The organism is Brevibacillus sp. HB1.3 (genome assembly GCF_013186635.1).
Taxonomy (GTDB): Bacteria; Bacillota; Bacilli; order Brevibacillales; family Brevibacillaceae; genus Brevibacillus; species Brevibacillus brevis_D.
Genome location: NZ_JABMIT010000001.1, coordinates 837,588 through 863,564, shown reverse-complemented (window position 1 = coordinate 863,564; position 25,977 = coordinate 837,588). Strand labels below are relative to the sequence as shown.

Below are 25,977 nucleotides of genomic sequence, written 5' to 3'. Positions count from 1 at the left end.
CCTAATTCTCGATTTCCAAGATCATCTCTACTTCTACGGCGTTATTTAGCGGGAGCTGGGCCATCCCTACAGCGGACCGCCCATGCCTACCTTTGTCGCCGAATAGCTCCACCAACAAATCGGATGCCCCATTCATGACTGTAGGCTGATCGATGAAAGCTGGATCGCTGTTAACGAATCCGAGTATTTTGACCACTCGTTTGACTCTCCCCAGCTCTCCCAGCTCATGCTTGGCAACAGCCAGCAGATTGAGCATGCACTGCCTGGCAGCCAAGTAGCCTTCCTCTATCGTGACATCCTGTCCCAGCTTCCCTCGATATTCGTTTGTCCCTTGGCCTGCCAGAAAGAGGAGATTGCCCACTTGGACACAACCGACATAATTACCGGCCGGCTGTCTCGGTTCGGGCAGAGCAAGGCCCATAGCCTGTAGACGTTGCTCCGGCGTTTCAGTCTGATGCTTCACAGTCCGTTCATCTCCTTTATGTTCAGGAAGCGAAGCGCGTTTTCACCCAGCAACGCCCGTTTCTGTCCATCCGTCAGCTCCCATGTATGATCGATGACTTCCCCGGGAGGTGTTTCACGAAGCAGGAAGGGATAATCCGAGCCCATCATGATTTTATCTTCGCCAAAGCGCTTTATCATGTAATGGATGTTCAGTGGGTCGTACGTCAAGGAATCAAAGTAGAATTGTTTTGCGTACACACTAGGCGGTTGTTCGGTCAGACGCAGATGCGGCCATACCTTCCAGCCTTGGTCCAGCCTGGGTAGAATAAAAGGAAAAGAGCCGCCGCCATGGGCAAAGCAGATTTTCAGGCGCGGAAACCTCTCGATCACGCCTCCCAGGATAAGACTTGCTGCGGCAAGCGCTGTCTCGCTTGGCATCCCGACGGTGTACATCAGGTTGTGCCGCGGCATCCGTTCTCTCCCCAGCGTCTCCCATGGATGTACGAAGAGCGGCACATCCCATGTCTGACACCTTTCAAAAAAAGGAATCAGTCCCGGGTCGTCCAGATTGTTGCCATTTACGTTGGTACCGATTTCAATCCCTCTCAGGCCGAGCTCGTGCATGCAGCGATCCATTTCCCGAATGGCTGCCTCGGTGTCTTGCAAGGGAACAGTACCCAATCCGATGAAATGCTTCGGATGCTGGTTGACCGTCTCTGCGATAAAATCGTTTTGAATCCGCGCCATCACTTCGGCTTCGGCTGGCTTGGCCCAGTAGGAAAACGTGACGGGAATGGGTGACAACACCTGCCTATCCACGCCTTCCTGCTGCATGTCATGAATCCGTTTTTGGGGATCCCACACCTGATCCGTCACTTCACGAAATACTTTTCCCCCGACCATGATAGTTGCCCCGCATGTGCAAGTGCGGTGCAGAACTGGCCAGCGCTCTCCATGAAATCGTTCAGCCAGGTTGGGAAGATCCTCTGGAATAATGTGGGTATGGAAGTCTACTCGCATTTCCACTCACTCGCTTCCGGAGACATGATGTGCCCGCAGTTTTGGCATGTCCGCAGCTCCAGATTGCTGTTGAAGCCTTCGATCGCTTCTTTTACCTGCACCTCTATGTTGGTCAGTTGAATCCGTACGCGATGCATTTCGTGGTCGCAGTTTTCACAGAACCAAGCAAAATCCTCTAGTTCTCCCTCGTTTCTGTTGCGCTCAATCACGAGTCCGATCGTATCCGCAATCCGGTGTGGGGAATGCGGGACATTCGCAGGAAGAAGGAACATTTCGCCTTCTTTTACTGTAATGATCTCACGCTTTCCATCCTGATTGATGATCTCGACGAAGCAATCGCCCTTGAGCTGGTAAAAGACTTCTTCGGATGGATCAATGTGAAAATCCCGCCGTTTATTCGGTCCTCCCACTACCATGACCATTAGTTCTGCATCTTTCCAAATCACTTTGTTATTCACTGGTGGCTTGAGCTGATCGTTGTGATCCTCGATAAACTTCCACAAATGGATAGGTGCCAATGTACGCATGCTCTATGCCCTCCCTGTTTTTATTTGTTTAAAGAACCTGCTTCGTCTGCGATGCTGTTTTGGTAGTAAAAACGCTGAGCGCATCATCCACCATCGTGCATGCATGAGACTTCTTATAGTTGTTGTAAAAAATCGCCAATTTCCGCACCGGATCACCCGTATAGTACCGTTCATATTGCAACAAACGCTGTCCGAAGGCTTCCCCGCACAGGTCCCAAGCGAGCTTAAATAAGCGAACCCGATCTGTACCTGAGATACCCTTTCGTCCCGCATAAAACTTTTCCATATCCTCCGCCAACTCGGGATGCTCCATGTCAGAGTCAGTCGGGGACATGAGAAATCCGCCTGCTCCAATAATCTGGATGACTTCGATCGCTCGCGGGTACAGCTTCGGAAGCAGTCCGCGAATGGTTTCGAGCTGTACGTAACCCGGCATGAGCTCACCAGACGGCAAGGTCTCGTAGTCCTGCTCGGCTGTCCTCAGGAGCGCTCTAACCGATTCCAACGATTGTGCCAGTTCTCCGAGAAGGTTTTGGACATTCGGATAGACGTCTACCCCGATGGAGTCTGCCAACCGCATGGCAACTTCTGTGGCAAATTGGAGCTTCAACAGTCCTCTCACCCCTGTTTGGTGCGCCGGCTGCTGACCAATCCCTGTCTTTGGATAAAGCAGGTTGGCCGCTTCTACATTGTTGTAAAGGAATAAGCGATCCCAAGGTACGAGTACGTCATGAAAGACAAGAAGAGCATCCATTTCTTCGAAGCGTGATGCCAAAGGATGGTCATAAACGGAACGAATTCCATCCTGCATGGGCTCTCTACAAATGATGCGTAAGCCCGGCGTGTCAATCGGAATGGCAAATGCCAAGGCGTAACGCTCATCTCCTGGCTGGAACCCAGGGAACGAGTAAATGATGACTTCATCCGTGATCGGCGCCAGTGTCGCGAGCATTTTCGCTCCTTTGACAATCAACCCTTCCGGCGTCTCCTCTACTGCTCCCAAATGGGTGTACACATCGTTTTGTTCGTGCGAGGACTTGCTGCGGTCATTTTGCGGATTGATAATGGCATGCGTTAAAAACAGGTCTTGGTCGCGCACATACTTGTAATAATTTTTCACGTTTTCCGCCCACTGCGGATCGTACCTTTCCAAGAAAGACGCATTGCTGTATAGCGACGTCAAGACGACATTGAGAAAATCCGGCGTTCTTCCCATCAAGCCAAAAGTGGCTTCCGCATAGGCTTCGTACAAGGCTCGTTTTGCCTGCAATTGCTCAGGGGTCTTTGCAACGAGAAAGGCGTTGTTCACACGCTCACCGGTCTCCTGACAAATATGCGTAATCTTGTCCTGGTACTTCTCGTCATGCTGCATGTCATACAATTTGGCTATTTCATGAATCGGCTGTCGAAAAACAGCTTCCTCACATACGTTTGTCACCAATCTGCCTTGCAGCCAAATCTCCGGTTGCCGTGATCCCAAGCCCCGGATGTATTGGTCACCTGTACGGATTCCCACCAGAATTCCTCCCTGTAGATTTTTGTTGGTTGAGACGTTTTTGTTCTTAAACCGGATTATAATGTCTGTCTTTTCTGAAAAATGTAACCCACTTAACATCGCGGCAGAAAAATGTAAAATGCTGCTCACCTGATTCATGGGCAACGGAGGATGTGTAAACGAATTAACATCATTTCTGTTTTTCTTTCGAATGCGCGTTATTTTCACGTTGAAATATTGGTAAGGAGCTTTTTATTTTCATATAATCAAGAGGGGTATGTTCAGAAAATTAAGATTTAATGTTAGTTGATGGGAAGAGCCAGATCATTGATGAGGAAAGGAGCGGTGATGATGGTATCCTCTTTTGAAACGGATTTAAAATGGGAAACCCTTTTAGAATACGGCACACGCCAATTTGTGAAAGGAAAAACAGCGATCTATAAGCAAGAGACGATCGGAGAAGGCTTTTATTATCTTCATAAGGGACTAGTGAAGATTGTGACCTCTACCTTCAAGGGGAAAGATCGTCTGGTGAACATCGTCGTCCCTGGTCAAATCATGGGACTCCAAACGCTGGATCAACAACCTCATTTCACCACGGCTATCGCTGTCAAGAATGCAGTCGTCTACCATTTCTCCTGTTTGCAATTCCTCGAAATGCTGAAGGCACGCCCCGAACTCTTGTCTCTTCTCACCCAAACAATCAATCAAAAAATGCGGATTCTTCTAACCTCCATTAACATGAAAGCGCTGACTTCAGAAGAGCAAATTGCTCGTCTCCTCCTCAACATTTGCGAAGACTTTAAAAACCACGAGGTTCCCCTCACTCAACAAGAGCTAGCTGAATGTGCTGGCCTCACCCGTATCACTGTCTACAAGATCCTGAAGGCATGGAAGGAACAAGGCATCATTGAAATCAAAAACCGATCCTTTGTCGTCAAACGCCCAGATATGCTAAAGCTTCCACAATTCACGGCACACACTGCTCGCACAGTGTAAGCAAAAGCAAATCAATGTGAAAGGTGGTCACAATGGCCTGTCTTCGCTATCAGTGGACCCCATACCTTATGTATGGCAAGAAGATCGAAATGGGAAAACATACAACGATCTACCATCAAGGCGATGTGGGGACTGGATTTTATTATCTAGACAAAGGGAGCGTAAAGATCACTCTTTTATCTGAGAACGGGCATGAGCGGTCTATCGATTACATTCCCACAGGTGGGTTGTTTGGGGAGCACGGCGCTTACAACGGCTCATACCTGACATCAGCCATAACGACCTCTCCTTCCGTCATTCACTTTTTCTCTGACGACGACTTATCGCGCATATGTCAAGACCACCCACAGTCGGCCGTGATCTTCACCCATTCACAAATCGATAAGCTCCGTCTCCTGGCTGAAATCATCGCGTTCACTGACAGTCCAATTGAGCTTGCGATGGCGAATTATCTGCTCAAGCTGGTAGCTGTGCACGGAAGTAATCATATCCCTATTGATCAGATGTCTTTTGCACGCTATATTGATACGTCTCGCATGACAGTGAACAAGACTTTGCAGAAATGGCGCCAGCAAGGCTTGATTGAGCTTTCTGGACGTAGTGTCATCCGAGTTGTGAATATAGAGGGATTGCGTCGGGTTTATTCTCGCAACCAATGTAAATAGGGCGAAGCCTCCTCAGGCTCGCCCCATCTGCATTCCATATAACCTTTGAAACTCTTGGTACAGCCCTACTCGGTTCTACTTAGAGCAGATGCATCTTTGCTTCTGCCTCGTCCCACGGTACTGAGTAGCCTGCCCCCTTGGCGCAAAAGATCGAAGAGGATGTATAAACAGGATCTGCGTCCTTTTCATAGCTTTTCCTTTCAATTACTTCCTCTGCGTTATGGCAGCGATCGTATCCGCCAAATACACAGCGGATGCTACCGCGTCCATGCGTAAAAGAAGCGAATTCGGTGCTGTAATTCATGAAGGTTGCTACGGGCACCCTTCCTGTAATGACCGCATGCGTGTCCGACATCTGCGGTGGTTCGAACGAACCGAAGGCGCGCTGAACATCCGAAAGTACCCTCCCCATCTCGTTCATTCCCACCTTTATTTTGAAGTCATAATAAGGTTCTAACAGCATATTCTCCGCTTTCTCCAGCCCCTGACGCAGCGCGCGGAAGGTGGCCTCACGAAAGTCACCCCCATGCGTATGTTCGTTATGCGCACGACCCCTTAGGAGCGTAATTTTCATGTCGGTGACTGGCATGCCTGTCAATAGCCCATGATGCTCCCGTTCGTAGAGATGAGACTGAACCAGATTCTGATAGTTAAAACTCAGTTCATCAGGATGACATACACTAGTGAAGTGGATCCCGCTGCCTCGCTCTCCCGGTTCAAGCAGGAGGTGCACTTCCGCGTAATGCCTGAGTGGCTCGAAATGTCCATATCCTGTTACAGCAGACTTTATCGTTTCTTTATACAAGATTTCCGGTTGACCGAAAGAGACATCGAAACCGAAGCGTTCCTTCACCACCTGCTCCAGCACTTCTAATTGGATCAGACCCATGACGCGAATGTGAATCTCTTGCAAACTCTCTTCCCAAACCACATTCAAAGACGGGTCCTCCGCATTCAGAATGCGAAACGCACCTAGTACTTGCTGCACGTGAAGCGAACCATCAAACTGTACTTTCGACTGTAGCGTCGGCTCGGTCTCATAAGCAAAATTGTCTGAGTAGAGCCCCACCCCTTGACCAGCTTTGGCCTCGGACAAGCCGACGACCGCGAACAAATCGCCAGCAGTTACTTGTTCAACCGAGTGTGATTTCCTACCCGTAAACAATAAGATTTGTGTAATCTTCTCTTCGTATCGAAGTCCACCGCTCTCATAGCTGAGCAGCTCCCGTACCTTCAGGTTACCACTCAGCGCTTTGACGAACGTTAGTCTCAATCCGTTTGCTGCGTGTCGAATTTTATAAATGCGCCCCCCGAATGAAGCTGTCTCGTCATAGGACGCGGTCGTTAACAAGGATAGTTGATTCAGGAATTCTAAAACGCCATCATCTTGTAGTGCCGAGCCGTAAGCGCAGGGAAAAAGACGTCCTTCCCGTATCATCTCCTGCAAGGCCCCCAGCCAAAAAGCTTGATCCTCTCTTTCCTCTATGAACGCTTCTAGCAATGAGTCGTTCCGCTCCGTCATCATCTCTCGCAGCCCCTCAGCGACGATACCGTTGGCGAAGCTATCCTTGATGGAACAGACATCCCCTGTCAACTGACTGCGTATCTCCTCTTCCGTCCTGCTGGCATCCGCGCCGATCCGATCTGTTTTATTGATAAAGAAAAATGTCGGTATCCGATGTTTGCGCAACAACTGCCAAACTGTCTCGGTATGACCCTGAACACCTTCTACCGCACTAACAATCACGATAGCGTAATCCATTACCCCGATCGCCCGCTCCATCTCAGAAGAAAAATCGACGTGTCCTGGTGTGTCGATTAAATAATAAACGTCGCCCTGATGGTGCATAACTGCCTGATCGGCGAACACGGTAATGCCTCTTCTTCTTTCGATATCGTGGCTGTCCAAAAAGGCATCTTGATGATCCACCCGGCCCCGCGACCGGATGCTGTTCGTATGGTATAGCAACTGTTCGGCGAAAGTAGTCTTGCCCGCATCCACATGGGCAAACAAGCCGATCGTTAGACGCTTCATGTTATCCCTCTTCCATAGCTACTCGACTGCATTTTTCTTTTCTCATTAAAACATAAGAATGGAGCAGAAGAATAGTTTCGCACATTTTCATTTCCTGCAGGCTCGTATCAGTTGCCAAGCTTCCCCCATTTGCATCCTCTATACCATGCAGAGAGAAGCGAGGTGATAAATATGACTGACGTAGTAGTGATCCTTTTCAGACGTACCGTAGTGCATGGCGTACGAAGGCGAATTATTCGCGACGTTAGCATCATTGGAAGTGCCGCACCATGCAACCGATTTTTAATGATTGGTAGACGTGTGGGTCCAGCTGCACGTTGTCTTTTGAATAACGGGTTCCAACGTGTGTTATCAAGAGATAATGTTTTGGTGTTTATCCGTGTAAGATAAGTGGGTCCGTATGAAAACGGTAGCGAATAGGGTTACCGTTTTCGATGCGTCCGGCTCCCTCTCCTTTTGGGCAAGTTCAGCTTACTGTGTCCAAATTCCCCACTCATTCGCATCCCATGCCAACGGATTTGTCATCGTGTTTTTACTGTTTTGTAAAAATAAAGTGTTAGACTGGCGGCAAGTTATTTAACTAATGGGCAGTTATTTTTCAATAGCTCTTGTTTTTATGCTTTAGACAATGGTAAAATATCACAGGAACATTAGTTCGTGTTTTGTGTATATTCCTACAGATAGGGGGAATAGGCGTGGTTGAAATACTTCCATTATGGAAAGAAGCAAATCGTAACTTTATTGTGATAAGCAACTTCGCCATCCATCAGCATGTGCAAGCTGCTCCCGTTTGTTTCGTTAAGGAGTCGACGTGTACATGATCCAATTGACGAACCGCCAAGCACGACAATTTCTGTTAATGAAGCACGGGCTGTTGGGCGAATATCAATTTACCGGAAAGCAAGGCGTAATGGATTTTGCTCGGCAGGTCGGCTGTATTCAATTTGATCCCATCGATGTTTGCGGAAAAAACGCCGAACTGGTTCTGCAGTCGCGAATCAAAGGATTTACCAAGAAAATGCTCGACGAGTTGCTGTATCAAGATAGATTCCTGATCGATTATCCCGACAAGAATCTGGCTATTATCCCTGTCGAGGACTGGCCGTATTTTGAGCGATACAGGCAAGCCGCCCGACAACATGCCAAGCGCTATCCCGAAATGGAGGTTTTGACAGCGCAAGTACGGACTCATATCCAAAATCACGGTACGCTAAGTTCAGATGAACTGAAATTGGATGGAGATTTCACTTGGCAATCGGCCATCCACTGGAGCGGTGGAAACAATACATCGCGATCGGTGCTAGAACAGATGTACTCGACAGGCGAGTTGATTATCCATCATAAAAAAGGAACGCGTAAATATTACGATATTGCCGGGAAGTACATACCGCCAAACCTTCTGAATGCGCCGGAGCCGCTGGAGGACGAGCTTGAGTATCACAAGTGGCGGGTACTGCGTCGAATCGGCGCTGTTGGCCTTTTATGGAATCGCGCATCCGATGCCTGGCTGAATATATGGGGAATGAAAGCGGAGCAGCGCAACGAAGTTTTCCGCCAACTGTTACACGAAGATCGCATTGTTGCTGTTACCGTAGAACAAATGAAGGATACGCTATACTGTCGCACGGAGGATTTGCCGCTTATTGAAGCCGTCCAGCAAAATCCAGCGCCGAAATTACGCTGCGAGCTGATTGCTCCGCTAGACAATTTGATATGGGACAGAAAGCTGATCAACAAATTGTTTGGCTTCGATTATACTTGGGAGATTTACACGCCTGCAATCAAACGGAAATTCGGCTATTATGTGCTGCCCCTATTGTATGGAGAGAGCTTCATCGGACGAGCCGAGGTAATCGTGGAACGAAAAGCCGGGACGCTCGTTGTTAAAAACATCTGGTACGAGAACGACATAAAGCCAACAAAGCAATTGCGAACAGCTTTGAACAATTGTTTTCAAAATTTTGCATTATTCAACGGATGCGAGACGATTTCGACAACGTTAATTTGAATAACAAGCAAAACACCAGCGGTAGACTAAGACTTTATTTCCAAGGTCTTAAACTACCGCTTTTTCTTTTTATAGATCAGTCTAAAACACTATTTTCACCAGACATTTACTTCATCGCTTCGTCAAACACAGATTCTATTTGATCCACGTCTTTCGACACCGCGAATAAAATAAACGGCCCACTCGTTTTCAAAACATGCTTTTCGATAAGAAAATACTCCTCTGGGCGATAGTCTTTCAATTTGATTGTTTGGGCCTCGATCCGTTGTTGTATTTTCTCTATGACATGTTCGGTATCGCTCGCATCTTTGACTTTGATAACTGCCAGTTCATCTGCTTTTACATTGGATGAAGCCGTGTACAGAATGAAATCCTCCACTTTGTCTGCCTCGATCTGATACAACTTTTGCAGTTTCGTGAGATCCCCTTGCTTCATGTTCTGTAAGCTTACCGTTTGTTGAATTCTTTCTCCCATTTCGGCGGTCGAAAGTTCTTCGGAATTCCCGCCGTCACTGGAGCATCCGGTCAACATTCCCATTCCGATTGAAAACATAAGTAGTACAAACAATAATCGCTTCATTACATTCACTCCGTGATGTTCAGAATAGAGGTGTCTTCAAAAAACGTTTTGACATTGTAAAGGAATAACATGTCGTGAAACTGCCGATCTTGGATGAGCTTTGCTACGGATTCCTCATAATATCGAAGGTCTACGACATCAATCTCCGCGAAGTGTTCGGTCAAAAAGGGAATCAAGCTATTGGCGTACGAATCTTTCACTACTAGCAGCTTCTTCCCGTCCGGATGGTCCGTTGTGATTCGGACCAGTGCATGGTTGCCGTTCAGGAATACTGCATACTTATCCTTTTTGGAGAGATTGTCCATCTGGTACAAGGAATCCGCAGAACGTCCTTCGTCCACGTACTCCACCTTCTTTTTGCGTTCCTCCTTCGGCAGATAGAGATCGATACGATCGGGCTGCAGATGACGAAAGCCGCTTTTCGAATAGAGTGATCCGTAGAATGCATCCGTCACCTGCCGAATGTTGAAAGCAGCTTCGTCTTTTGGAACAATCCCCATCTGCTTGCACAACACCCGGTATGCATAATAAGCGCCCTTGCTTGTCCAATGATGATCTGTTTTATAAAAAAGGGCATCTTCGCGTCCGGCATACAGCGCGGGATAGACATCAACGAAGCGAATATCAGATGGAAGCGATTGCCGAACTCGATTGAGCGCAGCATGCTCGTCGCCCATTGGCGCGTAGGCAGGTAGTTTATCCTGAAGCAACGCGGCAGTTGGTACCAGCATGATGTACTTGCGAAGGTCAGGTGTTGTCTGGTGAATCGACTGAATGGCCTGAACCCTGTCATTCACCTCGGCATCGAGCGGTGATGAGAAATGTTGAATCAGGTATCCATCCTTGCCCAGATAAACGCCGTTGCTGTCCTTTTTGCCCAGAACACGATCCGCATCCGTTTTTAGCCCGATCCAAACGTCCCGGAAAGCAAATTGATCGGTGATATAAGCTTCGTAATCAGAAGTGAACTTCCCCGCCAGCAGTGATCGTAGTGAAAATGGCGGCTTCTTTTCTAGCACCCTGTTTTCAGACTCCGAGAACGCCTGATCAGGGGTCAGTATGTTCAAAACGGCCACCACGAGGATAAACAGCAAGAACAACAAGCCCGTCACGACTCGTGTTCGTTTGTCATAGCTGGTCAAGATCGCTCCCTCCTCTCAAAACCGAAAATATAAGAATGGATTGTAATCCTCAAAGACCAAATAAGCGGACGACAAAACCAAGCTAATGATAGAAAATGCTAGAGCAGCGATCATGCCTACCGAATTCCATCGTGTTTTCATTTGCCCCCATATTTTCCCTGGTAGCGGTGTCGCGCACAAGGCCAACAGAACGAGCAATCCCCCATACGTCGTCAGTTCGTAGAGCGCCTGGCGATCCACCCATTCGTGCGCTCCGAAACCAAACATCGTACGGATGAACATCCACGCGGAAGGTAAATGTTCGAATTCGAATAAGACCCACCCGACAACGACAATCAGCAGCGTGTAAAGATGACCTGCCCAGTTCGGCCAATGCTTCAGCCATCTCAATAAAAATAGCTTCTCAAACACAACGAAACAACCAAAATACAAGCCCCATACGATAAAGTTCCAGCTCGCCCCATGCCACAGTCCAGTTAAGAACCATACGATCAAGAGGTTACGGAACTGCTTGCCCAAACCAAACCGGTTGCCACCGAGCGGAATATAGACATACTCCCGGAACCAGGAACCGAGGGAAATATGCCATCTGCGCCAAAATTCTGTGACGCTTCGTGAAATATACGGATGCCTGAAGTTTTCCGGGAATTCGAAACCGAACATTTTGCCAAGCCCGCGCGCCATATCCGAATACCCGCTGAAATCAAAATAAATTTGAAACGTAAACGCTAAAATGCCGAGCCACGCGGAAAGGACCGTCAACTCCTCCATCGGCGTCGACTTCACATTGCTCCATAAGAGTCCGATATTGTTGGCGAGCAGCACTTTTTTGGCCAATCCCCGGATGAACCACTCCGCTCCTTCGCCGAATCTCTCCAGCGTCACTTTACGAAAGACCAGCTGCTCCGCAATATCTCCGTATTTGACGATCGGACCTGCGACCAGTTGAGGAAACATCGTGACGTAAGTGCCGAAAGCGACGAAATTTCGTTGAGCCTGCACTTTACCAAGGTATACATCCACTACATAGGACATCGTTTGGAATGTATAAAAGGAAATACCGACGGGTAGTGGCAGATCAGCCACCTGTATATGCAGACCGAATAGATCATTCACATTCGAAACGACAAACTCGGCATATTTGAAGAAACCAAGAATCGCCAAACTACCGCCGATGGAAATGAACAACACTGCTCTGGCGATCGGCTTGCGGTGTCTGTACTTGTCGATCACAAGCCCGTTGATATAATCAAATACCGTTGTGAAAATCATGAGGATGATATATACCGGTTCGCCCCATGCATAAAAGATGAGGCTCGCTGCGAACAGAACAGCATTTCTCAGCTTATTGGGCGACAAATAATAAACGAGCAGCACGGCGGGCAAAAATTGAAACAGAAAAATCAGACTGCTGAATACCAACGTTCGTTTCCTCCCGCGCCGTTATTTTGCGCTCTCCATACGCGACAGCTCATCTTTTACGTAATCGAGCAGGATCGGATAAAACGTGGCCTGGAAATGAATGCCGTCCTCATCGTACATGTCAGGATGATCGGCGACAATGGACGACACATCGATGTATCCGACTTTTACCTTGCTTGCCAGCTCTTTCAATCCCTTATTGTAGTCGCCGATATTTTTATAGCGGGGCTCCGCTTTTTCTGCCTTGGCCGTAACCGGTGTAACGGATAGTATCGTGATGGACGCCTCAGGGAGCCTTTCTTTGATGCGCTCGATCAATTGTGCGTAGTACGATAACGAATATTCCTTGGGATGATCGGTCGGCCATAAAATGTCGTCCGAGCCCAGTTGGATAAAAATATGCTCAGGCTTTCGCTTGACTAATTCGTCCACATCTTCCAGCGCGAATTCAGCCGTTTTCCCTGCACCTGCCAGCACGTTCTCCTCTTTCAACACATCATGGTAAGACAATCCCTCCGTAATCGAATCTCCGAGAAAAACGCTTGTTTGATACAGGGATGCATATGAGGTTTGCTCCGGAGTGGAGATGTTTCCAGCTTGTCTGGTAATCTCGGAAGCAGGTGGTTGTGCTTGTCTATTGGTGCCACATGCCGCAACCGTTAAGGCGACCATGGCGAATAGTGTAATACCCATCAGTTTCTTTTGCACTTTCATCTTTCCCCTTTCTTCTTGAACAAGGTAAAGAGTAATCGTCGGATATCAAGATCAGATGCAGATCAGTTGCAGATTGGGTAGAAATGCAATAAAAAAAGTGCAGAACTGAGGTTCTACACTTTCGTTTTCTTCAATTCAAAATAGAACAAGACGCCTTCGTCCGTATTCATTGCCCCATAGTCCGCCCCATGCAGTTCTAGTATCTGCTTGGAGATCGCCAGGCCCAAACCAGTTCCTCCCGTCGAACGGTTGCGGGAATGCTCAACGCGGTAGAAGCGATCCCATATCTTCTCCAGCTGTTCGGCAGGAATCTGGACGCCTTTGTTTTCGATGCAAATCTTGAGTGTATCCTCCCCTTCAACCGTCGAGATGACAATATCCTCTTGGTCCGGCGTGTAGCGTATGGCGTTTGTCAGGAAATTCACGATCACCTGCTCGATTCGATGCTGATTGGCGATGACTTCAACTGGGGCTAAACGGTGGTGCAACTGCAACTGCTTGCCGGCGAGATCCGATGCCAACTTTACGCAGATTTTCTCCAGTAGCACATCAATCCGGAACGAATCCATCTGCATTCTATACGTACCGGATTCATATTTTGCCAATTCTAGCATATCGGTAACCAGCAGGTTCATCTTCTGCACTTCATCTTCCATCGCAGCAAAATAGTAGTCCCGCTTCGGGCTGTCCGCCTTATCCTTCAAAATGTATAGGCAGCTTTCCATGATGCTGAGCGGAGTTTTTAGCTCATGCGACACGCCCGCTATAAATTCTTTACGCGTTTGCTCCAGCCGCTTTTCTTTCTCAATATCCTGCTCCAACCGGACAATATGAGCATGCAGCATATCCGAAAGCCGATTAATATTCCGTGACAGGCTCCCGATCTCATCCTCTGTCTTGATCGGAATTTTTTCAGAGAAGTCCAGCGTGGCCATTTTTTGCGTCATGTCGTCCATGCGAAGCAAAGGAGCTGCTATTCTGCGGGAGTAATAGAAGGAGGCGAGCAGAACGAGCAGCAAGGTACCCGCAATGATGTAGCTGTAATAAATTCGCATGATCTCCGTCGCTTCGTTTACGGGCTGCAGCGATGTCATGGCAAACAGATAGGCGGGTTTCCCTGTTTGATCGGTCACGCGCTCAACGAATATTTTGTAATCGATATTGTTCTCTTGGTAGTCCGTTATGGTGCTTGTTTGCTCCACAACATCTCCGTAAAGAAGATCCGCTTGAAAAGCTTTCACCCGTTCAAGAAACAAGCGGTTCATATAGCGGGATACATCCGCGCCTTGCGGTTTTCGGACCTGTGTGATGGTTCCGCGAAACAAAACGCTGGGATACCGCTCATGGTATTCGGTGCCACTCTTGAATCTCGGGACGACCTCATACTCTTTTTTGACGAGTTGCTGATTCTCCAGTTGATCTTCCTCTCTGAGATTGGAGACACTCCTCCCGATCCGTTGCGCAAACCATTGATTATCGAACATGATCCCTTCCATGGCAATCTGTTGACCCGCTTTCACATAAGTATCTAGGAAGGGGTTATCGGAGCTTATATCCTCCACATCCATGACCGTGTACAACGGAACGACAAGCGACTTGCCAGAAAGAGCAGGGATGATGTCTGAGTCCTCCAGACGGACCTCCATCTGGAAATCGTCCGTGTATTTCAACTGGCCTCTTTCATCCAATCGAGCGAACCAGGCATTCGTCTTTTGATAAAACTCCTGTTCCTCCCTGACTTCATCCTGGGAAGCCCCGTCATGAGTCAACTCGTTTTGCCGATAGGATTGAAGGGCTTCCTTCACCTTCTCTACCTTTTGATGCACATAATACTGCTCGAAAAATACGGTTTGTCCGATAAAAATGCTCGCGATCACAGACAAGCACAATCCCGTCGTTAGCAGAAACAGCTTGCGTACAATGCTTGTTCTCATAGTCGCTCCTCGAATTTATAACCGGAACGAACAACCGTGACGATATGCTTCGCATGCTCTCCCAGCTTGGAACGCAAATTCCGAACATGGCTGCTGAGCGTACGATCCTCGCCGACAAAGTCGTAACCCCAGATTTTTATAATGAGCTGTTCTCTAGAGAGGATGATGCCTTTGTTTTTCATCAAGTAGGCCAAAATTTCATATTCCGTGTGCGTCAGGCTATAATTCTTTCCCTCAATCGAAACGGTTCGGGACGGCAAATGAATCGTAATCCCCCCGCCGGACAGCATATCCCCCGGTTCGTGCATTTGTCGGTTTTCCAGCAACCGTTTGGAGCGTGCCAGCAGGATGGGAGGACTGCATGGTTTCACCACATAATCGTCCGCCCCGAGCTCGAACCCAAGCAACGTGTCATCCTCATCCGAACGAGCTGTTAACATCAGAATGGGGACGTTGGAAACTTTGCGAATGCGTCTGCATACCGACCACCCGTCCAATTCCGGCAGCATAACGTCCAGAATGATCAAATGTACTTCATGCTCTTGAAATAACGTCAGAGCCTGACTCCCGTCCCCCGCTTCCAGTACTTCGTATCCCTCGTCCATCAAGTATTCCTTCATAATTTCTCGCAAAACCTGCTGGTCTTCCACTATCAGTATCGTTTTCGCCATGCTAATGACCTCTCGCCCTCTATTTCTCCAAAAGATATTTTTTAGAATGTTATCATGACTTTGCGGTCGTCACAATATGGCTCAGCTTCAAATCGACATGGGAGATACCTTCCATTACGGGCGCACAACAAAAGCCAAATCTTGTCGACTAACAAGATTTGGCTCGTCTCTACTATTATTCTACTAACAACATTCTTTCCTGCCCCATGAGCTGGACAGTTCTTCTCATCGCTTATTTTTCAATTTTGTAATAGCGATCCCCGGTCTTCGGATTGAAGTATACACGACGTTTTTCCTGCGTGACCGGATCGATCATCACTTCATTCGTCGGCTCAAATCCGGGTGGGACGATTTCGCCGTGGTCTTGGTGCAGTCGCTTGTCCTTGATTTTCGAGATGATTAGCAAAATGATGAGAAGCAAGATCTGAAAAACGATGTAGGAAATGATATAAATCATTCCTTACACCTTTTCAACGACAACTGCTGTACCGTATGCGACAACTTCCCCCATATTTCCCATATTTCCAGAGTCGTAACGACACATGACCACAGCGTTAGCTCCCATGGCCGTTGCGTTTTTTATCATGCGGTCAAGTGCTTGCTTGCGCGCGTCCTCCAGGAGCACCGTGTACTCCTTGATTTCTCCGCCAATGACTGAACGAAGACCAGCCATGATGTCCCCGCCAATTCCGCGTGCTCGAACGATTAAGCCGAATGTCGTTCCTTTCACTTCAACGACACGATATCCTGGAATGTTTTCTGTTGTTACAACGATCATTTGCTTCTCCTACTTTCTATCGTTTTATTTTTCAAGATCACATGTAGCACGATGTCAGCACTAAAATGACTAATGATCGCAGCTTCTAAACCGTATCGCCAATATAGGAAGCCAAACAAGATGCCCAAGATACCGTTTAGCAACATCGTCCATACAGTGACCACCCTACCTTTTCCGTACGTCATGTAATTGGTTGGAAGATGGGATACCGCGAAAACAATGGCGGCCACACAGATGCCCAGCCAATAGGAGCTTCCCAGCCATCCCATCTTCTGTGCCAAAAAGACGACAACAGTCATAACTCCTAGACGCATGAGCACTTCTTCGCAAACCCCTCCGTAAAAAGACGAGAGAAAGCCGAAGAACCGTGATGAAATCGGTTCTTTGCCCATTATTGTGGTCATGTGTTGTTGAAAGAAAGAACGATCCAACCATTTTACCAAGAGGCCTACCGCGATACCTGAACCAATCGATACAGTCCAAAACGACCAGGTGGAAAAAGGCAGCTCCGTTCTGGACACCCAGTGATCGAGCATCCAGAGTCGAAGACCAGTGGAAGGCATGAGCCATAGACCTATCGCAGTCGCCAGAGCCAAAAAGACACAACTCTGAATGATCATAATCGCAACCATGACAGTAACAGGCGGGACTTTCTTAGTAGAATAGATGGCGGCTTGCAGCTGTACTTGTTGGCGAATCACGTTGGATTGAATAGGTATCGTGCATAGAGCGCACAGTACACTAACCAACCAGATCAGCCAAAAATGTTCCATTTCTACCCCTCCTCTTTAGATTTCTGATCGATCTAAAAAGTACCAGCCCATAAAGAAAAACACGATGTTGCGTGTAAAGACACCTGCGAGGCCCGGTAACCCTGTGATGAAAGCTTCGGTCAGTGTTGAGTTTTCTTGAATCACCATCATCGCCGCATTTGACAATCCACCAGGTGACACCATATCCAAAAATTTACCGAGAAATTGTGGAACAGTGAAGATCAGGATATTGAATACCAGCGAGACTCCACCGGTACCAACAGCATTTGCTAAAAAAGCTGGAGTCGCACAGCGTTGTTGTGACGACAAGGAATAGATTCGGTATGTACATCAATGTACCGATCCATACATGGGTCCTATCTAGTTTTCCGAAAAGGATCTCCGTATAGTAGGCAGTTATCCCCATCCCGATTAGCATGCTTGCCATTGTTAACGTGTAGTAGGTAATGGCTTTGGCGAGATAGTATTTAGCTCGACTGTTGGGCTTGACGAATACCATTTTTAGAAATTTATCTAAATATGGAATCGAGAAATGCCTTTTAAATTCTTTCTACCATAAATACAAAATTTATCCAATAGCCTTTATACAGTTTATTCCAACTCAAACATCACAAGCGCTTACGCCAAAGCCAAGCTAGGTCGAACAGGGCAGCTACGGCAGCTCCCGCAGTGTAACGCACAAGGTCCGCCGTCAAAAAGCCCTTTCCTAATACTAATGCCCCAAGAGTTGTCTTCCGAAGGGAATTGATCCAGTCAGCCTGATACAATTGGCTGGCCTCGATCGCAAAGCAGAAAACAAGGCTGCACCATAGTGAGAAAGAAATCTTTTTATGCGCATAACAAGTGCGAAAGCCGAAGTAGATCATGCAAGCCCATAATGCATCGCCAAAATGCTCCACTGCAAAGACAGGCAACACATCGGCGAACGCTCTGGACCCTAAGCCCAAAACCATAACTACAAAAACGGCCACGATATAGGTGACCCTGTCTCTCCATCGACACGCGGAGCGCTTGTTACAAGTGCTCATAGGTATCGTACAGTAGTCCTTCCATTCGGCTTTGTGCATACACCATCCATCTTCCTCTTTTATTTACCGATTTTTTGATAAGGGTAATTAAAATTTCATGAAAGTAATCGTAAATCTTGTAAAGCTGTCTTTTTCACTCTCAACTTTAATCAAAGCATGATGTGCTTCGATAATGGCTTTGACTAGCGCCAATCCAATTCCAGTCGAATCCTGCTTTCTAGAACCTGCTGCTTTGTAGAATCGATTAAAAATATGCGATAATTCTTCAGGTGCGATTCCTTCTCCAAAGTCTTGAATCACCAACTCTGTATAGATCGGCGTATCTTTTACTTGAATCATGATTGTACTGCTGGGTTTGGAATGCTCGATCGCATTCTTCAGCAGGTTCAACAATGCTTCCTGCATCCATAGTTTATCGTGGGCGACGACGATTTCCTTCGGCGCATCCCAGTCAATCGCTATATGCTTATCACTGATCATGCTTGTCAAGCGATCTAAAACTTCATCGATCGTCTCCACCAAATTGGCTGGCTCTCTATCAAATGAAATAGCGTTGGCGTCAATTTTCGCTACTTTTAATAAATTTTGAATTAAGACATTCATTCTGGAGATTTGAACTTCATTATTTTGCAGGAGTTGAACTTGCTGCTGACGAGACAGTTCTGCATTCAACAACATTTCATTGTAGATGGATATCGTTGAAAGAGGCGTTTTTAATTGATGGGAGATATCTTGCAGCATTTGTGCTAAAAACTCTTTCTCTTCCAGAAGATCCTGCATGCTTTTTCGAATAATATTTTTCATGGAACGAAAGGATGCCGCTAGTTTAGCGAGATCCCCTTCTTTATTTTCATTGATGACTACCGAGTAGTCCCCATCGATTATTTTTTTTGCTGAAGAAGTAAGTTGTCTAATTTTATGGAAGACCATCTTGTATTGCATATAGCATGCCCCAAGCAACATCAAACCGAAACCAATCAATCCCCAATACATCCATTGATTATGACTGGAAATCTGTTCATTTAAAAGGGGAAAAAGCTCTGATTCCAAATCTTCATATAATCCATACTGTCTAAAGAGCTCTCTTCCTTTTTCCTGGTACACACTTGAATTAGATGCATGACTTGTTAAGACTTTCATAATTTCCGCTTCATTCTTGGGATTTTGTTCAACCAATCTAGCCGTAATTTCACCCCAGGTTGCAATCGAGTCGCTTTTCAAAGCATCATAAAACAGTTGATGGGCAATAAACTGGTAAATGGTAAATAGTGATAACAGACCGGCCAGTATCGTTATATACCCTTTCAATTCGGTATTCTTCATCATCTTACTCTCTACTCACATCCTTATTCCACCGATAACCTAATCCTCTTTGCGTAACGATGAATTGCGGATTTTTGGGGTTATCTTCCACTTTAGCTCTTAGACGTTTAATGTATACAGATAACGTGTTTTCATCAAAAAAAGCATCTTCTCCTTCCGATACTTTCATCAGGAGATCATCTCTTTTTAGTGCTTTATGGGCGTTCATCATGAAAGTTAACAGAAGCTTGTATTCAAGATTGGTTAATGGAATGCTTTCCTGATTTTTATAAGCCTTGACGAGGTTCGTATCCATTTTTATATTTTCAGATACTAAGGTGATAGAAGAAGTTTCTACTCTCCCACGTTTGCGCAATTGTACTTTCACTCTGGACATGAATTCCTTGACTCGGAATGGTTTTGTAATATAATCGTCCCCGCCAATATCCAGGCCCATTACTACATTTGCTTCTTCATCCAAGGCCGTTAAGAAGATAATAACCGATGAATCGTTTTGGTTTTTGAAATGCAGACATAAATCATAGCCGTTTCCATCTGGAAGACCGACATCCAGGATCGCCAAATCAAAAGGTTGTTGATCAAACTGCTGTTTCGCTTCTTTTACACTAGAGGCTCTGACCACTTCATAGCCTTCATTTCTCAATGAGAATTCGATGGCTAGACCAAGCGCCTCATCATCTTCCACAAGCAATATTTTATGCAAGGTTGTCATCTCCTCATGTTCATTCCAGTGTTCAGGCATTGACCAAACCGAAAAGCCCGACTATAAAATAGCCAGGCCCATTTTATCATTGTTCCCTGATCACATCGATAAGATTATCTTTTTGAATTTTTCTCAGTGGTAATAGAACAGATAAAAAGCTGATGATCAAAGCTGAAACAAACGTAATGAGACAAGCTTCGTAGGGGATCGTCCATTCGACCCTCAAGACACCGGAAGCCGCCAAATAGATAATATAAGAAAGTATACAACCGAAAAAGATCCCTTGCAAACTTCCAAAAAAACCATAGATCAGCGCTTCATAGATGATCATTTTTTTCAAATCCCTTTGTGACATGCCTATAGATTTTAACGCAGCCAGCTCTTTTCGTCTGATGATGATGCTGATCGTAATCGTGTTGAGGATATTGAGACTGCCAATCAAAGAAATGACTGTGATAAAGCTGTATACCAGCACTTTTATGACGAGTTCCGAATCTTTCTTCACTTTATTTTCATCGATGTGATTCACAATGGAAATGGCGTGTTTTTTTCCAACAGAGTCCTCGATGTGAGCAACAGTTGCAAGAGATTGAGTCTTATCCTTCAATTCGATTTCAAAATGGAGGTCATGTTCCTTCACTCCGGATATATTTTCAACTGACTTCAAAAGCTCCGAAATTTGCTGTCTTTCTGCTGTAGAATCATCATGATCTTGTTTCAGATAGATGGATAGATCTGTTTTCGAAGATAAGTCTTTCATATATTTGGATGCAAATGCGATATCCATCATAGACGAGAAGGTAATAAACAAGACACTGGATATAATGATGGATAGAATCGTAATGGTATAACGATTTTTATTTCTTTTGACATTTTTCAAAGCCAGGCTCATGGGAAAAGATAACGGTTTTTTCAACACGTTATTCTTATGTTTTTTAATCGCCTCTTTTTTTATGGATAATCTGCTACTGATTGCCAACAGTGGAGATATTCTACCCGCAAAAAAAGCTGGGTAATAACTGGACGCTAGTACGGCCGTCAGCGTAATGATCGAACTGATGAATAAAATCCACCAATCGATATGAAAGAACGAAACACCTGCACCATCTTCTAAAATGATCGAGAAAATGGATTGGAGAACCGCGACCGCAACTATGCTACATACAAGTCCAACCGGAATGGCGATGACAGCCAGCACAGCCGCTTCTCTCATCACGATTTGTCTAATTTGCTTTCGCGTAGCACCTATGCTTCGGAGCAAGCCGAACTGCTTCATTCGCTCTACGACGCTGATTTGAAAAGCGTTGTAAATCACCACAACAGTTGCGATCACAACAATACTAACAACGATGACGAGCACGGCCAGAATCGATTGATTCGATCCCGGTTTCAAAACTTTGATCAATTCCTCATTGATAACCAGATTCTCGTCTTTCGTAAGTGATTTTATCTCCTCTAAAACTTCTTTAAAGTCCGCTTTCTCGTTTATTTCGGCTAAGATCCTACCCTCTCCGATAGCAAAATCATGTTTATAGGTTAGGAAACGCCCTACTTTATCTTTCTGAGTGAACGCCCGATTATCCAGTAAACCAACCAGTTGATAGGTTTGACTATCCAATTCAAATGAGTCGCCGATCTGAAGACCCTTTTTCAAATAAGGAAGCGTCCATGAATCGACAGCTGCTTCATGCTCATTGGCTGGTAATCTGCCATCAGCGAGACTGTAGGGTAAAAACTCCAATGCGCTATGATCAGCAAAATTCTTTTGAACAGAAACTTCTCCATCTCCAATCGGAACGATTCCGCCCTGAGACATCAAGCCATACGAAGCAATTTGGGGATTATATTTGATTTTGTTTAATAGTGCTTCATCGTAATTGGAAATGCCGAGATGAAAAGAAAACCCGTTTACCTTCTTGATATTCTCGATTTGGGATAGTTGAGATCCTTTCATAAAAAGACCGACTGTCGAAATTAACGCTACAGAGAGTATGATTCCGATCAAGGTCAAAATCGTTCGTTTCATATTCCTCTTTAAATACTTGCTGCTTAATTGTTTATAGCTGCTGATCAAAATCATTCTCCTCCAGTCTATTAGCTAATTCGCAGCAAGCCGTTGGTCTGAAATGATCGTACCGTCTTCTATCGTGATGATTCGGTCAGAAGCCGAAGCAATCGCGAGATCGTGAGTAATCAAGACAATGGTTTGATTGTATTTTCTGGCAGTCAATCGTAATAAATCTATGACTTCCTTCGTATTTCGTGTATCCAGATTCCCAGTGGGCTCATCCGCCAAAATCAAATGCGGCCGATTCATTAAGGCTCTGCCGATGGAGACCCGTTGCTGTTGACCGCCCGATAATTCGGAAGGCAAGTGGTCTTTCCGTTCATGGAGACCCAGGATTTCAATAAGTTCATCCAGATACTTCATATCTATCGGTTCCTCATCCAATAACATGGGCAACGCGATATTTTCCTGGACATTCAATACCGGGATCAAATTAAAAAATTGAAAAATAAAGCCGACCTTTCTTCTTCTGAATATCGAAAGCTCATCATCTGTATAATCGTAAATATTATGATCCCCAATGAATACTTGTCCTGAAGTTGGACGATCCAACCCGCCTAAAATATGCAGCAGTGTACTTTTACCAGAGCCGGAAACACCAACAATGGAAACAAACTCTCCTTGCTGAATCGAAAGGTGAATCCCCTTTAACGCATCTACCTTGCTATTTCCTTCCCCATAACTTTTTACTACGTTTTCCATTCGTACAATCTCCATACAGTCACCCTCTCATCAACCAAACTCAATCTTGTACGTCTACGAAGTTTACTTTGTCTTCACTATTTCCGTATACGTTCCCGATTTCTTGTAAGACTTGGTTCACTTGATCTTTCTTTTTATAATCGAAGCTGCGATTTTCAAACTGGATCAAGGAGAGCGTTGACTCTGCTTCGGTTAATTGGTTGTAAGTCTGGTCGTCAACGATAACAAGATCCGCTTGTGGTATATACCCGATCCACATCTGATGGTTCACATGCGCAACAGGTACCATCTTGCCGTTCAAATCAATTTGGCCATTCTTCATTTCATCATCACTAAAAGAGTAAAGCAGATTTTGACCATTCGATAATTGTTTGATGCTGGTAACAGGGTCTGAAATAATAGACGTGCTGTTTGGCTCTTGTCTGGCTCTGAGAATCCCCTTCTTGACGAATTGCTCAGCGGTGGATCGAGTAACAACCGAATATTTGATCTCTCTAGTATCAAATTCTTGACCTGTTTCTTTCTGACCTTGCTCTGACAATTTCGTAATTTTTTTCGTTGTAACCAATTTGATTTTGTAGTCAATCGCTTGTTTGGTGTTATCTTTATACAACTCTTTGACCTTATTCGCATCTTTTTCTGTGCCGATTACGAGAACGCCATCGACCGGTTGTGATGGACCTTCTATAAATCGGTTTACTCCGAATCCAATCCCTGCAAAAATTCCAATAGCCAACAAGAAACCTATTACTTTTTTCATCTTAACTGCTCCCTTATAAACTATTTATGTCTGGATTATAGACGAGACTTTCATTTAATTGAATGACTCTAGTCTAACGATTGTGACCTTCTTTCTTACCATTTAGTAAGAATGGAGCCAAGTATCTGAATTGCATCCTCTACATACTGAGTTACTATACCATGCGTCTTCTCACGCAAGGTAAATACAAAAAGGACTGCTTCACTGGCACAAGCAGCCGAAGCAGTCTTTTCTCTTATACAGATGTAGTTGTGCTTTCTTCTCGTTCAAGTAATACATTTCTCATTTCCTGCATCACCGCTGGTCCCTGAGGCAAGACGAAGTTAGGCTGCATGGTGCCAGATGCTACTTCATAAGCCATAGCTTCTACTGGATTCACAACAATGTGACCGTCCTCTCGAAGCTGATTTACATTGCGCTGAACCGCTTTTTTCATCCACATGAGGCGAATTCCGTTAGCAGCTTGTCCAATTACATTCGCCGTCGCTGGCAAAACAACGAACAAATCTGCCCAACGTGCTAACTTAACGTGGTTCATTTTTTTCTGAAGACGAGGCTCTTCATCTATAAATATCTCGTTGCAGTAAAACAAAAGCGTAGACGGCGGGATCAGTGTTGCGGCCTGTTCTGTCATCACTACTTTTATCTCTTTGAACAGGGCTCGAAACATACTAAGATAAGCAGACACACCTATAACGGCAATCGAGCCTGATATACCGACCAAAAGTTTCTTCTCCTTCAGAAATGGATCGTGTGTCATATCTCGATTTCTCCTTTTAGGCCAATAGGAATGACTGATCCCACAGTGGCTCTTGATTACTGCTTGCTGAAAGAAGGGCAAGACCAATACCAGCTGCACCCTCAAGTGCACCTGCCTTATTGAGTCCGACCTTTCCATCACCATTTGGTTCTATATCTTGATAACCAAAAGGAAGCGAGGGATTAAAATTATCTACTAGGCACTTAGTTAAATACTCGATATGTGACTGATAGCGTTCGTCATTAGTAGTCGTTGCCATTCTAAGCGTCATTTGCAATAGTCCTGCTTTTCCATGACAAAACGTATCAGCATACAGATTCCAATCGCTTTCTGATCTCTTGAAAACATCATCGTAAGCTTGAATGGCAAGATTACAATAAGATGAATCTTGTAGAGCTTCACCCGCTAGATAGAGTGAGCGAGCTACTCCTGGCGTGCCATAGCACCAGGCATCACGGCGAAACGGCTGTTGGGATAGCATTTCTTCCCCTAGCTCTTCTTCTAATTTCACTCTACCTCTCCACATAATCTCGCAAGCGTCCTTTTCCTTCCACCGTACCAACCAGTCAGCGATGCTACGTATTGCTTCCCTCTGACCAGTTACTTCGACTCCTTCTTTCAAAGCAAGTGCTAATAAGGCTAATGGTCCAGGAATCCCATGAGCAAGCCCTACGTTAAAATTTCCATTCGGATACATCTCTTTATCAATGTCTAAATATTGCATCTCCTGAGTCAAGTACCACCCTGGTATTTTTCTACCATCTTTATATTCTCTCGGCTGGCTTATATATACGAGATATCGCAAAACATCCTGTAAGGCGGAATGAAGAACATCGATTTGCTTACTTGCCAGTAAGTACCGCCCAATGCCTGCTACACCATTAATAACATCATAGACATGAGGATTACTTCCTCCTCTTTTTTTATCAAGAACATACTCGTCTTCAATTATGACCGCTGTTCGTGAAGCGAGCAATTGATCCAGTTGTCCAAGAAAGCGTTGATAATGCTCTCGATTGCGTGAAGCTACTAGCGTAGCAAAGCAAATACCTGCTACTCCACCACACATGGACTCACTTGAAATCCCTACTGCCTTAATTTTTTCTTGAAGAGCAAGGAGATGTTCATGAGCAACGATATTCCAACCCTTATCAGGGAAATGTCTTTCCAACTCAGCAAAAAAGAGTATGGTACCCGGATATCCGTGAGAAAGAGTAGCAGCTCCCCAAGGATGTTGATGAATCGGTCCTGCGACACTTATGTTATCTTTATCCATTACGACCTTTTCTACTTGAATGGGATCTCGCAAACATGCAGCTACCTTGAGCGCAGTAGATAACGCCTTTGTTCTCAAGTCTTCACTTTTCATCCCTTTCCATGCATGCTTAGTCGTTGCCACTGCTTTATTTGTCTCCATACTTTCCCT

At 45.6% G+C, this 25,977-nt stretch carries 26 protein-coding genes; 3 read left to right on the top strand and 23 right to left on the bottom strand.

Features of this window, described 5'->3' with window-relative positions:
* Position 1 precedes the first annotated feature (1 nt).
* The 4 genes from HPY31_RS04045 to HPY31_RS04030 are packed head-to-tail and all read right to left on the bottom strand — an operon-like array spanning position 2 to position 3,507.
* A complete protein-coding gene (locus HPY31_RS04045; protein WP_172138614.1) occupies positions 2 to 463 on the bottom strand; it encodes a RidA family protein in 462 nt (153 codons plus the stop codon).
* Positions 460 to 1,464, bottom strand: coding sequence for an amidohydrolase family protein (locus HPY31_RS04040; protein ID WP_172138950.1), 1,005 nt, complete (start codon positions 1,462 to 1,464; stop codon positions 460 to 462). The genes HPY31_RS04045 and HPY31_RS04040 overlap by 4 nt, the downstream gene beginning before the upstream one ends.
* Positions 1,455 to 1,991 carry a 3-hydroxyanthranilate 3,4-dioxygenase gene (locus HPY31_RS04035; RefSeq protein WP_172138612.1) on the bottom strand — a complete coding sequence of 179 codons (537 nt, stop codon included), beginning with the start codon at positions 1,989 to 1,991 and terminating at the stop codon, positions 1,455 to 1,457. Before HPY31_RS04035 ends, HPY31_RS04040 begins: the two co-directional genes overlap by 10 nt.
* Positions 1,992 to 2,019: 28 nt before the next feature.
* Positions 2,020 to 3,507 (bottom strand): 4-hydroxyphenylacetate 3-hydroxylase family protein, encoded by a 1,488-nt coding sequence (locus HPY31_RS04030; protein ID WP_172138610.1) that lies wholly within the window; start codon positions 3,505 to 3,507, stop codon positions 2,020 to 2,022.
* 330 nt (positions 3,508 to 3,837) lie between these two features.
* Between HPY31_RS04030 and HPY31_RS04025 the strand changes: the two genes are divergently transcribed.
* Positions 3,838 to 4,485: a Crp/Fnr family transcriptional regulator gene (locus HPY31_RS04025; protein WP_172138948.1), complete on the top strand. Its 648-nt coding sequence runs from the start codon at positions 3,838 to 3,840 to the stop codon at positions 4,483 to 4,485.
* A gap of 32 nt (positions 4,486 to 4,517) precedes the next feature.
* Entirely contained in the window at positions 4,518 to 5,150 is a 633-nt protein-coding gene (locus tag HPY31_RS04020; RefSeq protein ID WP_172138608.1) for a Crp/Fnr family transcriptional regulator, read from the top strand.
* Between the two features lie 79 nt (positions 5,151 to 5,229).
* On the opposite strand, the gene HPY31_RS04015 is transcribed toward HPY31_RS04020, so the two are convergent.
* A complete protein-coding gene (locus tag HPY31_RS04015; protein WP_172138606.1) occupies positions 5,230 to 7,185 on the bottom strand; it encodes a GTP-binding protein in 1,956 nt (651 codons plus the stop codon).
* 817 nt (positions 7,186 to 8,002) lie between these two features.
* On the opposite strand from HPY31_RS04015, the gene HPY31_RS04010 reads away from it, so the two are divergent.
* On the top strand, positions 8,003 to 9,193 hold the full coding sequence (locus HPY31_RS04010) for a winged helix-turn-helix domain-containing protein (protein ID WP_172138604.1): 1,191 nt from the start codon (positions 8,003 to 8,005) through the stop codon (positions 9,191 to 9,193).
* A 106-nt stretch (positions 9,194 to 9,299) separates the two neighbouring features.
* On the opposite strand, the gene HPY31_RS04005 is transcribed toward HPY31_RS04010, so the two are convergent.
* The 18 genes from HPY31_RS04005 to HPY31_RS03920 form a co-directional block, all read right to left on the bottom strand.
* Positions 9,300 to 9,773, bottom strand: a complete 474-nt coding sequence (locus HPY31_RS04005) for a DUF4358 domain-containing protein (protein WP_172138602.1) — start codon at positions 9,771 to 9,773, stop codon at positions 9,300 to 9,302.
* Positions 9,774 to 9,778: 5 nt separating this feature from the next.
* Positions 9,779 to 10,915: a DHHW family protein gene (locus HPY31_RS04000; RefSeq protein ID WP_172138600.1), complete on the bottom strand. Its 1,137-nt coding sequence runs from the start codon at positions 10,913 to 10,915 to the stop codon at positions 9,779 to 9,781.
* Between the two features lie 15 nt (positions 10,916 to 10,930).
* A complete protein-coding gene (locus HPY31_RS03995) occupies positions 10,931 to 12,337 on the bottom strand; it encodes an MBOAT family O-acyltransferase (protein ID WP_172138598.1) in 1,407 nt (468 codons plus the stop codon).
* A 21-nt stretch (positions 12,338 to 12,358) separates the two neighbouring features.
* Entirely contained in the window at positions 12,359 to 13,051 is a 693-nt protein-coding gene (locus HPY31_RS03990; protein WP_172138596.1) for a GDSL-type esterase/lipase family protein, read from the bottom strand.
* 113 nt (positions 13,052 to 13,164) lie between these two features.
* Positions 13,165 to 14,985, bottom strand: coding sequence for a sensor histidine kinase (locus HPY31_RS03985; RefSeq protein WP_172138594.1), 1,821 nt, complete (start codon positions 14,983 to 14,985; stop codon positions 13,165 to 13,167).
* Positions 14,982 to 15,656 carry a response regulator transcription factor gene (locus tag HPY31_RS03980; protein WP_172138592.1) on the bottom strand — a complete coding sequence of 225 codons (675 nt, stop codon included), beginning with the start codon at positions 15,654 to 15,656 and terminating at the stop codon, positions 14,982 to 14,984. The genes HPY31_RS03985 and HPY31_RS03980 overlap by 4 nt, the downstream gene beginning before the upstream one ends.
* Positions 15,657 to 15,888: 232 nt before the next feature.
* Complete coding sequence (locus HPY31_RS03975) at positions 15,889 to 16,113, bottom strand: hypothetical protein (protein WP_172138590.1); 225 nt, start codon at positions 16,111 to 16,113, stop codon at positions 15,889 to 15,891.
* Between the two features lie 3 nt (positions 16,114 to 16,116).
* Positions 16,117 to 16,434: a heavy metal-binding domain-containing protein gene (locus tag HPY31_RS03970; RefSeq protein WP_056487584.1), complete on the bottom strand. Its 318-nt coding sequence runs from the start codon at positions 16,432 to 16,434 to the stop codon at positions 16,117 to 16,119.
* Entirely contained in the window at positions 16,431 to 17,207 is a 777-nt protein-coding gene (locus HPY31_RS03965) for a CPBP family intramembrane glutamic endopeptidase (protein ID WP_172138588.1), read from the bottom strand. The genes HPY31_RS03970 and HPY31_RS03965 overlap by 4 nt, the downstream gene beginning before the upstream one ends.
* A gap of 15 nt (positions 17,208 to 17,222) precedes the next feature.
* Entirely contained in the window at positions 17,223 to 17,516 is a 294-nt protein-coding gene (locus tag HPY31_RS28755; protein WP_253901664.1) for a hypothetical protein, read from the bottom strand.
* 299 nt (positions 17,517 to 17,815) lie between these two features.
* On the bottom strand, positions 17,816 to 18,235 hold the full coding sequence (locus tag HPY31_RS03955; protein ID WP_253901663.1) for a ribosomal maturation YjgA family protein: 420 nt from the start codon (positions 18,233 to 18,235) through the stop codon (positions 17,816 to 17,818).
* 87 nt (positions 18,236 to 18,322) lie between these two features.
* The gene (locus HPY31_RS03950; protein ID WP_172138946.1) at positions 18,323 to 19,558 is read right to left on the bottom strand and encodes a HAMP domain-containing sensor histidine kinase; all 1,236 of its coding nucleotides are present in this window, start codon (positions 19,556 to 19,558) and stop codon (positions 18,323 to 18,325) included.
* Between the two features lie 4 nt (positions 19,559 to 19,562).
* Complete coding sequence (locus tag HPY31_RS03945; protein WP_172138584.1) at positions 19,563 to 20,270, bottom strand: response regulator transcription factor; 708 nt, start codon at positions 20,268 to 20,270, stop codon at positions 19,563 to 19,565.
* A 76-nt stretch (positions 20,271 to 20,346) separates the two neighbouring features.
* Positions 20,347 to 22,335, bottom strand: coding sequence for an ABC transporter permease (locus HPY31_RS03940; RefSeq protein WP_172138582.1), 1,989 nt, complete (start codon positions 22,333 to 22,335; stop codon positions 20,347 to 20,349).
* 24 nt (positions 22,336 to 22,359) lie between these two features.
* Positions 22,360 to 23,046, bottom strand: coding sequence for an ABC transporter ATP-binding protein (locus HPY31_RS03935; protein ID WP_172138580.1), 687 nt, complete (start codon positions 23,044 to 23,046; stop codon positions 22,360 to 22,362).
* A 25-nt stretch (positions 23,047 to 23,071) separates the two neighbouring features.
* Positions 23,072 to 23,791 (bottom strand): lipoprotein BA_5634 family protein, encoded by a 720-nt coding sequence (locus HPY31_RS03930; RefSeq protein WP_172138578.1) that lies wholly within the window; start codon positions 23,789 to 23,791, stop codon positions 23,072 to 23,074.
* Between the two features lie 235 nt (positions 23,792 to 24,026).
* Positions 24,027 to 24,551 carry a flavoprotein gene (locus HPY31_RS03925; RefSeq protein ID WP_172138576.1) on the bottom strand — a complete coding sequence of 175 codons (525 nt, stop codon included), beginning with the start codon at positions 24,549 to 24,551 and terminating at the stop codon, positions 24,027 to 24,029.
* A 16-nt stretch (positions 24,552 to 24,567) separates the two neighbouring features.
* Positions 24,568 to 25,968 carry a lanthionine synthetase C family protein gene (locus HPY31_RS03920; RefSeq protein ID WP_172138574.1) on the bottom strand — a complete coding sequence of 467 codons (1,401 nt, stop codon included), beginning with the start codon at positions 25,966 to 25,968 and terminating at the stop codon, positions 24,568 to 24,570.
* Positions 25,969 to 25,977 lie beyond the last annotated feature (9 nt).

What these genes read in the sequence shown, in the direction of transcription:
- HPY31_RS03985 (WP_172138594.1), bottom strand. Translation starts at nt 14,985, where the DNA reads ATGAGAACAAGCATTGTACGCAAGCTGTTTCTGCTAACGACGGGATTG.
- HPY31_RS03935 (WP_172138580.1), bottom strand. Translation starts at nt 23,046, where the DNA reads ATGGAGATTGTACGAATGGAAAACGTAGTAAAAAGTTATGGGGAAGGA.
- HPY31_RS03950 (WP_172138946.1), bottom strand. Translation starts at nt 19,558, where the DNA reads ATGAAGAATACCGAATTGAAAGGGTATATAACGATACTGGCCGGTCTG.
- HPY31_RS04005 (WP_172138602.1), bottom strand. Translation starts at nt 9,773, where the DNA reads ATGAAGCGATTATTGTTTGTACTACTTATGTTTTCAATCGGAATGGGA.
- HPY31_RS04040 (WP_172138950.1), bottom strand. Translation starts at nt 1,464, where the DNA reads ATGCGAGTAGACTTCCATACCCACATTATTCCAGAGGATCTTCCCAAC.
- HPY31_RS04010 (WP_172138604.1), top strand. Translation starts at nt 8,003, where the DNA reads ATGATCCAATTGACGAACCGCCAAGCACGACAATTTCTGTTAATGAAG.
- HPY31_RS03990 (WP_172138596.1), bottom strand. Translation starts at nt 13,051, where the DNA reads ATGAAAGTGCAAAAGAAACTGATGGGTATTACACTATTCGCCATGGTC.
- HPY31_RS03930 (WP_172138578.1), bottom strand. Translation starts at nt 23,791, where the DNA reads ATGAAAAAAGTAATAGGTTTCTTGTTGGCTATTGGAATTTTTGCAGGG.
- HPY31_RS04020 (WP_172138608.1), top strand. Translation starts at nt 4,518, where the DNA reads ATGGCCTGTCTTCGCTATCAGTGGACCCCATACCTTATGTATGGCAAG.
- HPY31_RS03980 (WP_172138592.1), bottom strand. Translation starts at nt 15,656, where the DNA reads ATGGCGAAAACGATACTGATAGTGGAAGACCAGCAGGTTTTGCGAGAA.
- HPY31_RS04025 (WP_172138948.1), top strand. Translation starts at nt 3,838, where the DNA reads ATGGTATCCTCTTTTGAAACGGATTTAAAATGGGAAACCCTTTTAGAA.
- HPY31_RS04015 (WP_172138606.1), bottom strand. Translation starts at nt 7,185, where the DNA reads ATGAAGCGTCTAACGATCGGCTTGTTTGCCCATGTGGATGCGGGCAAG.
- HPY31_RS03975 (WP_172138590.1), bottom strand. Translation starts at nt 16,113, where the DNA reads ATGATTTATATCATTTCCTACATCGTTTTTCAGATCTTGCTTCTCATC.
- HPY31_RS03970 (WP_056487584.1), bottom strand. Translation starts at nt 16,434, where the DNA reads ATGATCGTTGTAACAACAGAAAACATTCCAGGATATCGTGTCGTTGAA.
- HPY31_RS03945 (WP_172138584.1), bottom strand. Translation starts at nt 20,270, where the DNA reads ATGACAACCTTGCATAAAATATTGCTTGTGGAAGATGATGAGGCGCTT.
- HPY31_RS03965 (WP_172138588.1), bottom strand. Translation starts at nt 17,207, where the DNA reads ATGGAACATTTTTGGCTGATCTGGTTGGTTAGTGTACTGTGCGCTCTA.
- HPY31_RS03920 (WP_172138574.1), bottom strand. Translation starts at nt 25,968, where the DNA reads ATGGAGACAAATAAAGCAGTGGCAACGACTAAGCATGCATGGAAAGGG.
- HPY31_RS03925 (WP_172138576.1), bottom strand. Translation starts at nt 24,551, where the DNA reads ATGACACACGATCCATTTCTGAAGGAGAAGAAACTTTTGGTCGGTATA.
- HPY31_RS03955 (WP_253901663.1), bottom strand. Translation starts at nt 18,235, where the DNA reads ATGAGCACTTGTAACAAGCGCTCCGCGTGTCGATGGAGAGACAGGGTC.
- HPY31_RS04035 (WP_172138612.1), bottom strand. Translation starts at nt 1,991, where the DNA reads ATGCGTACATTGGCACCTATCCATTTGTGGAAGTTTATCGAGGATCAC.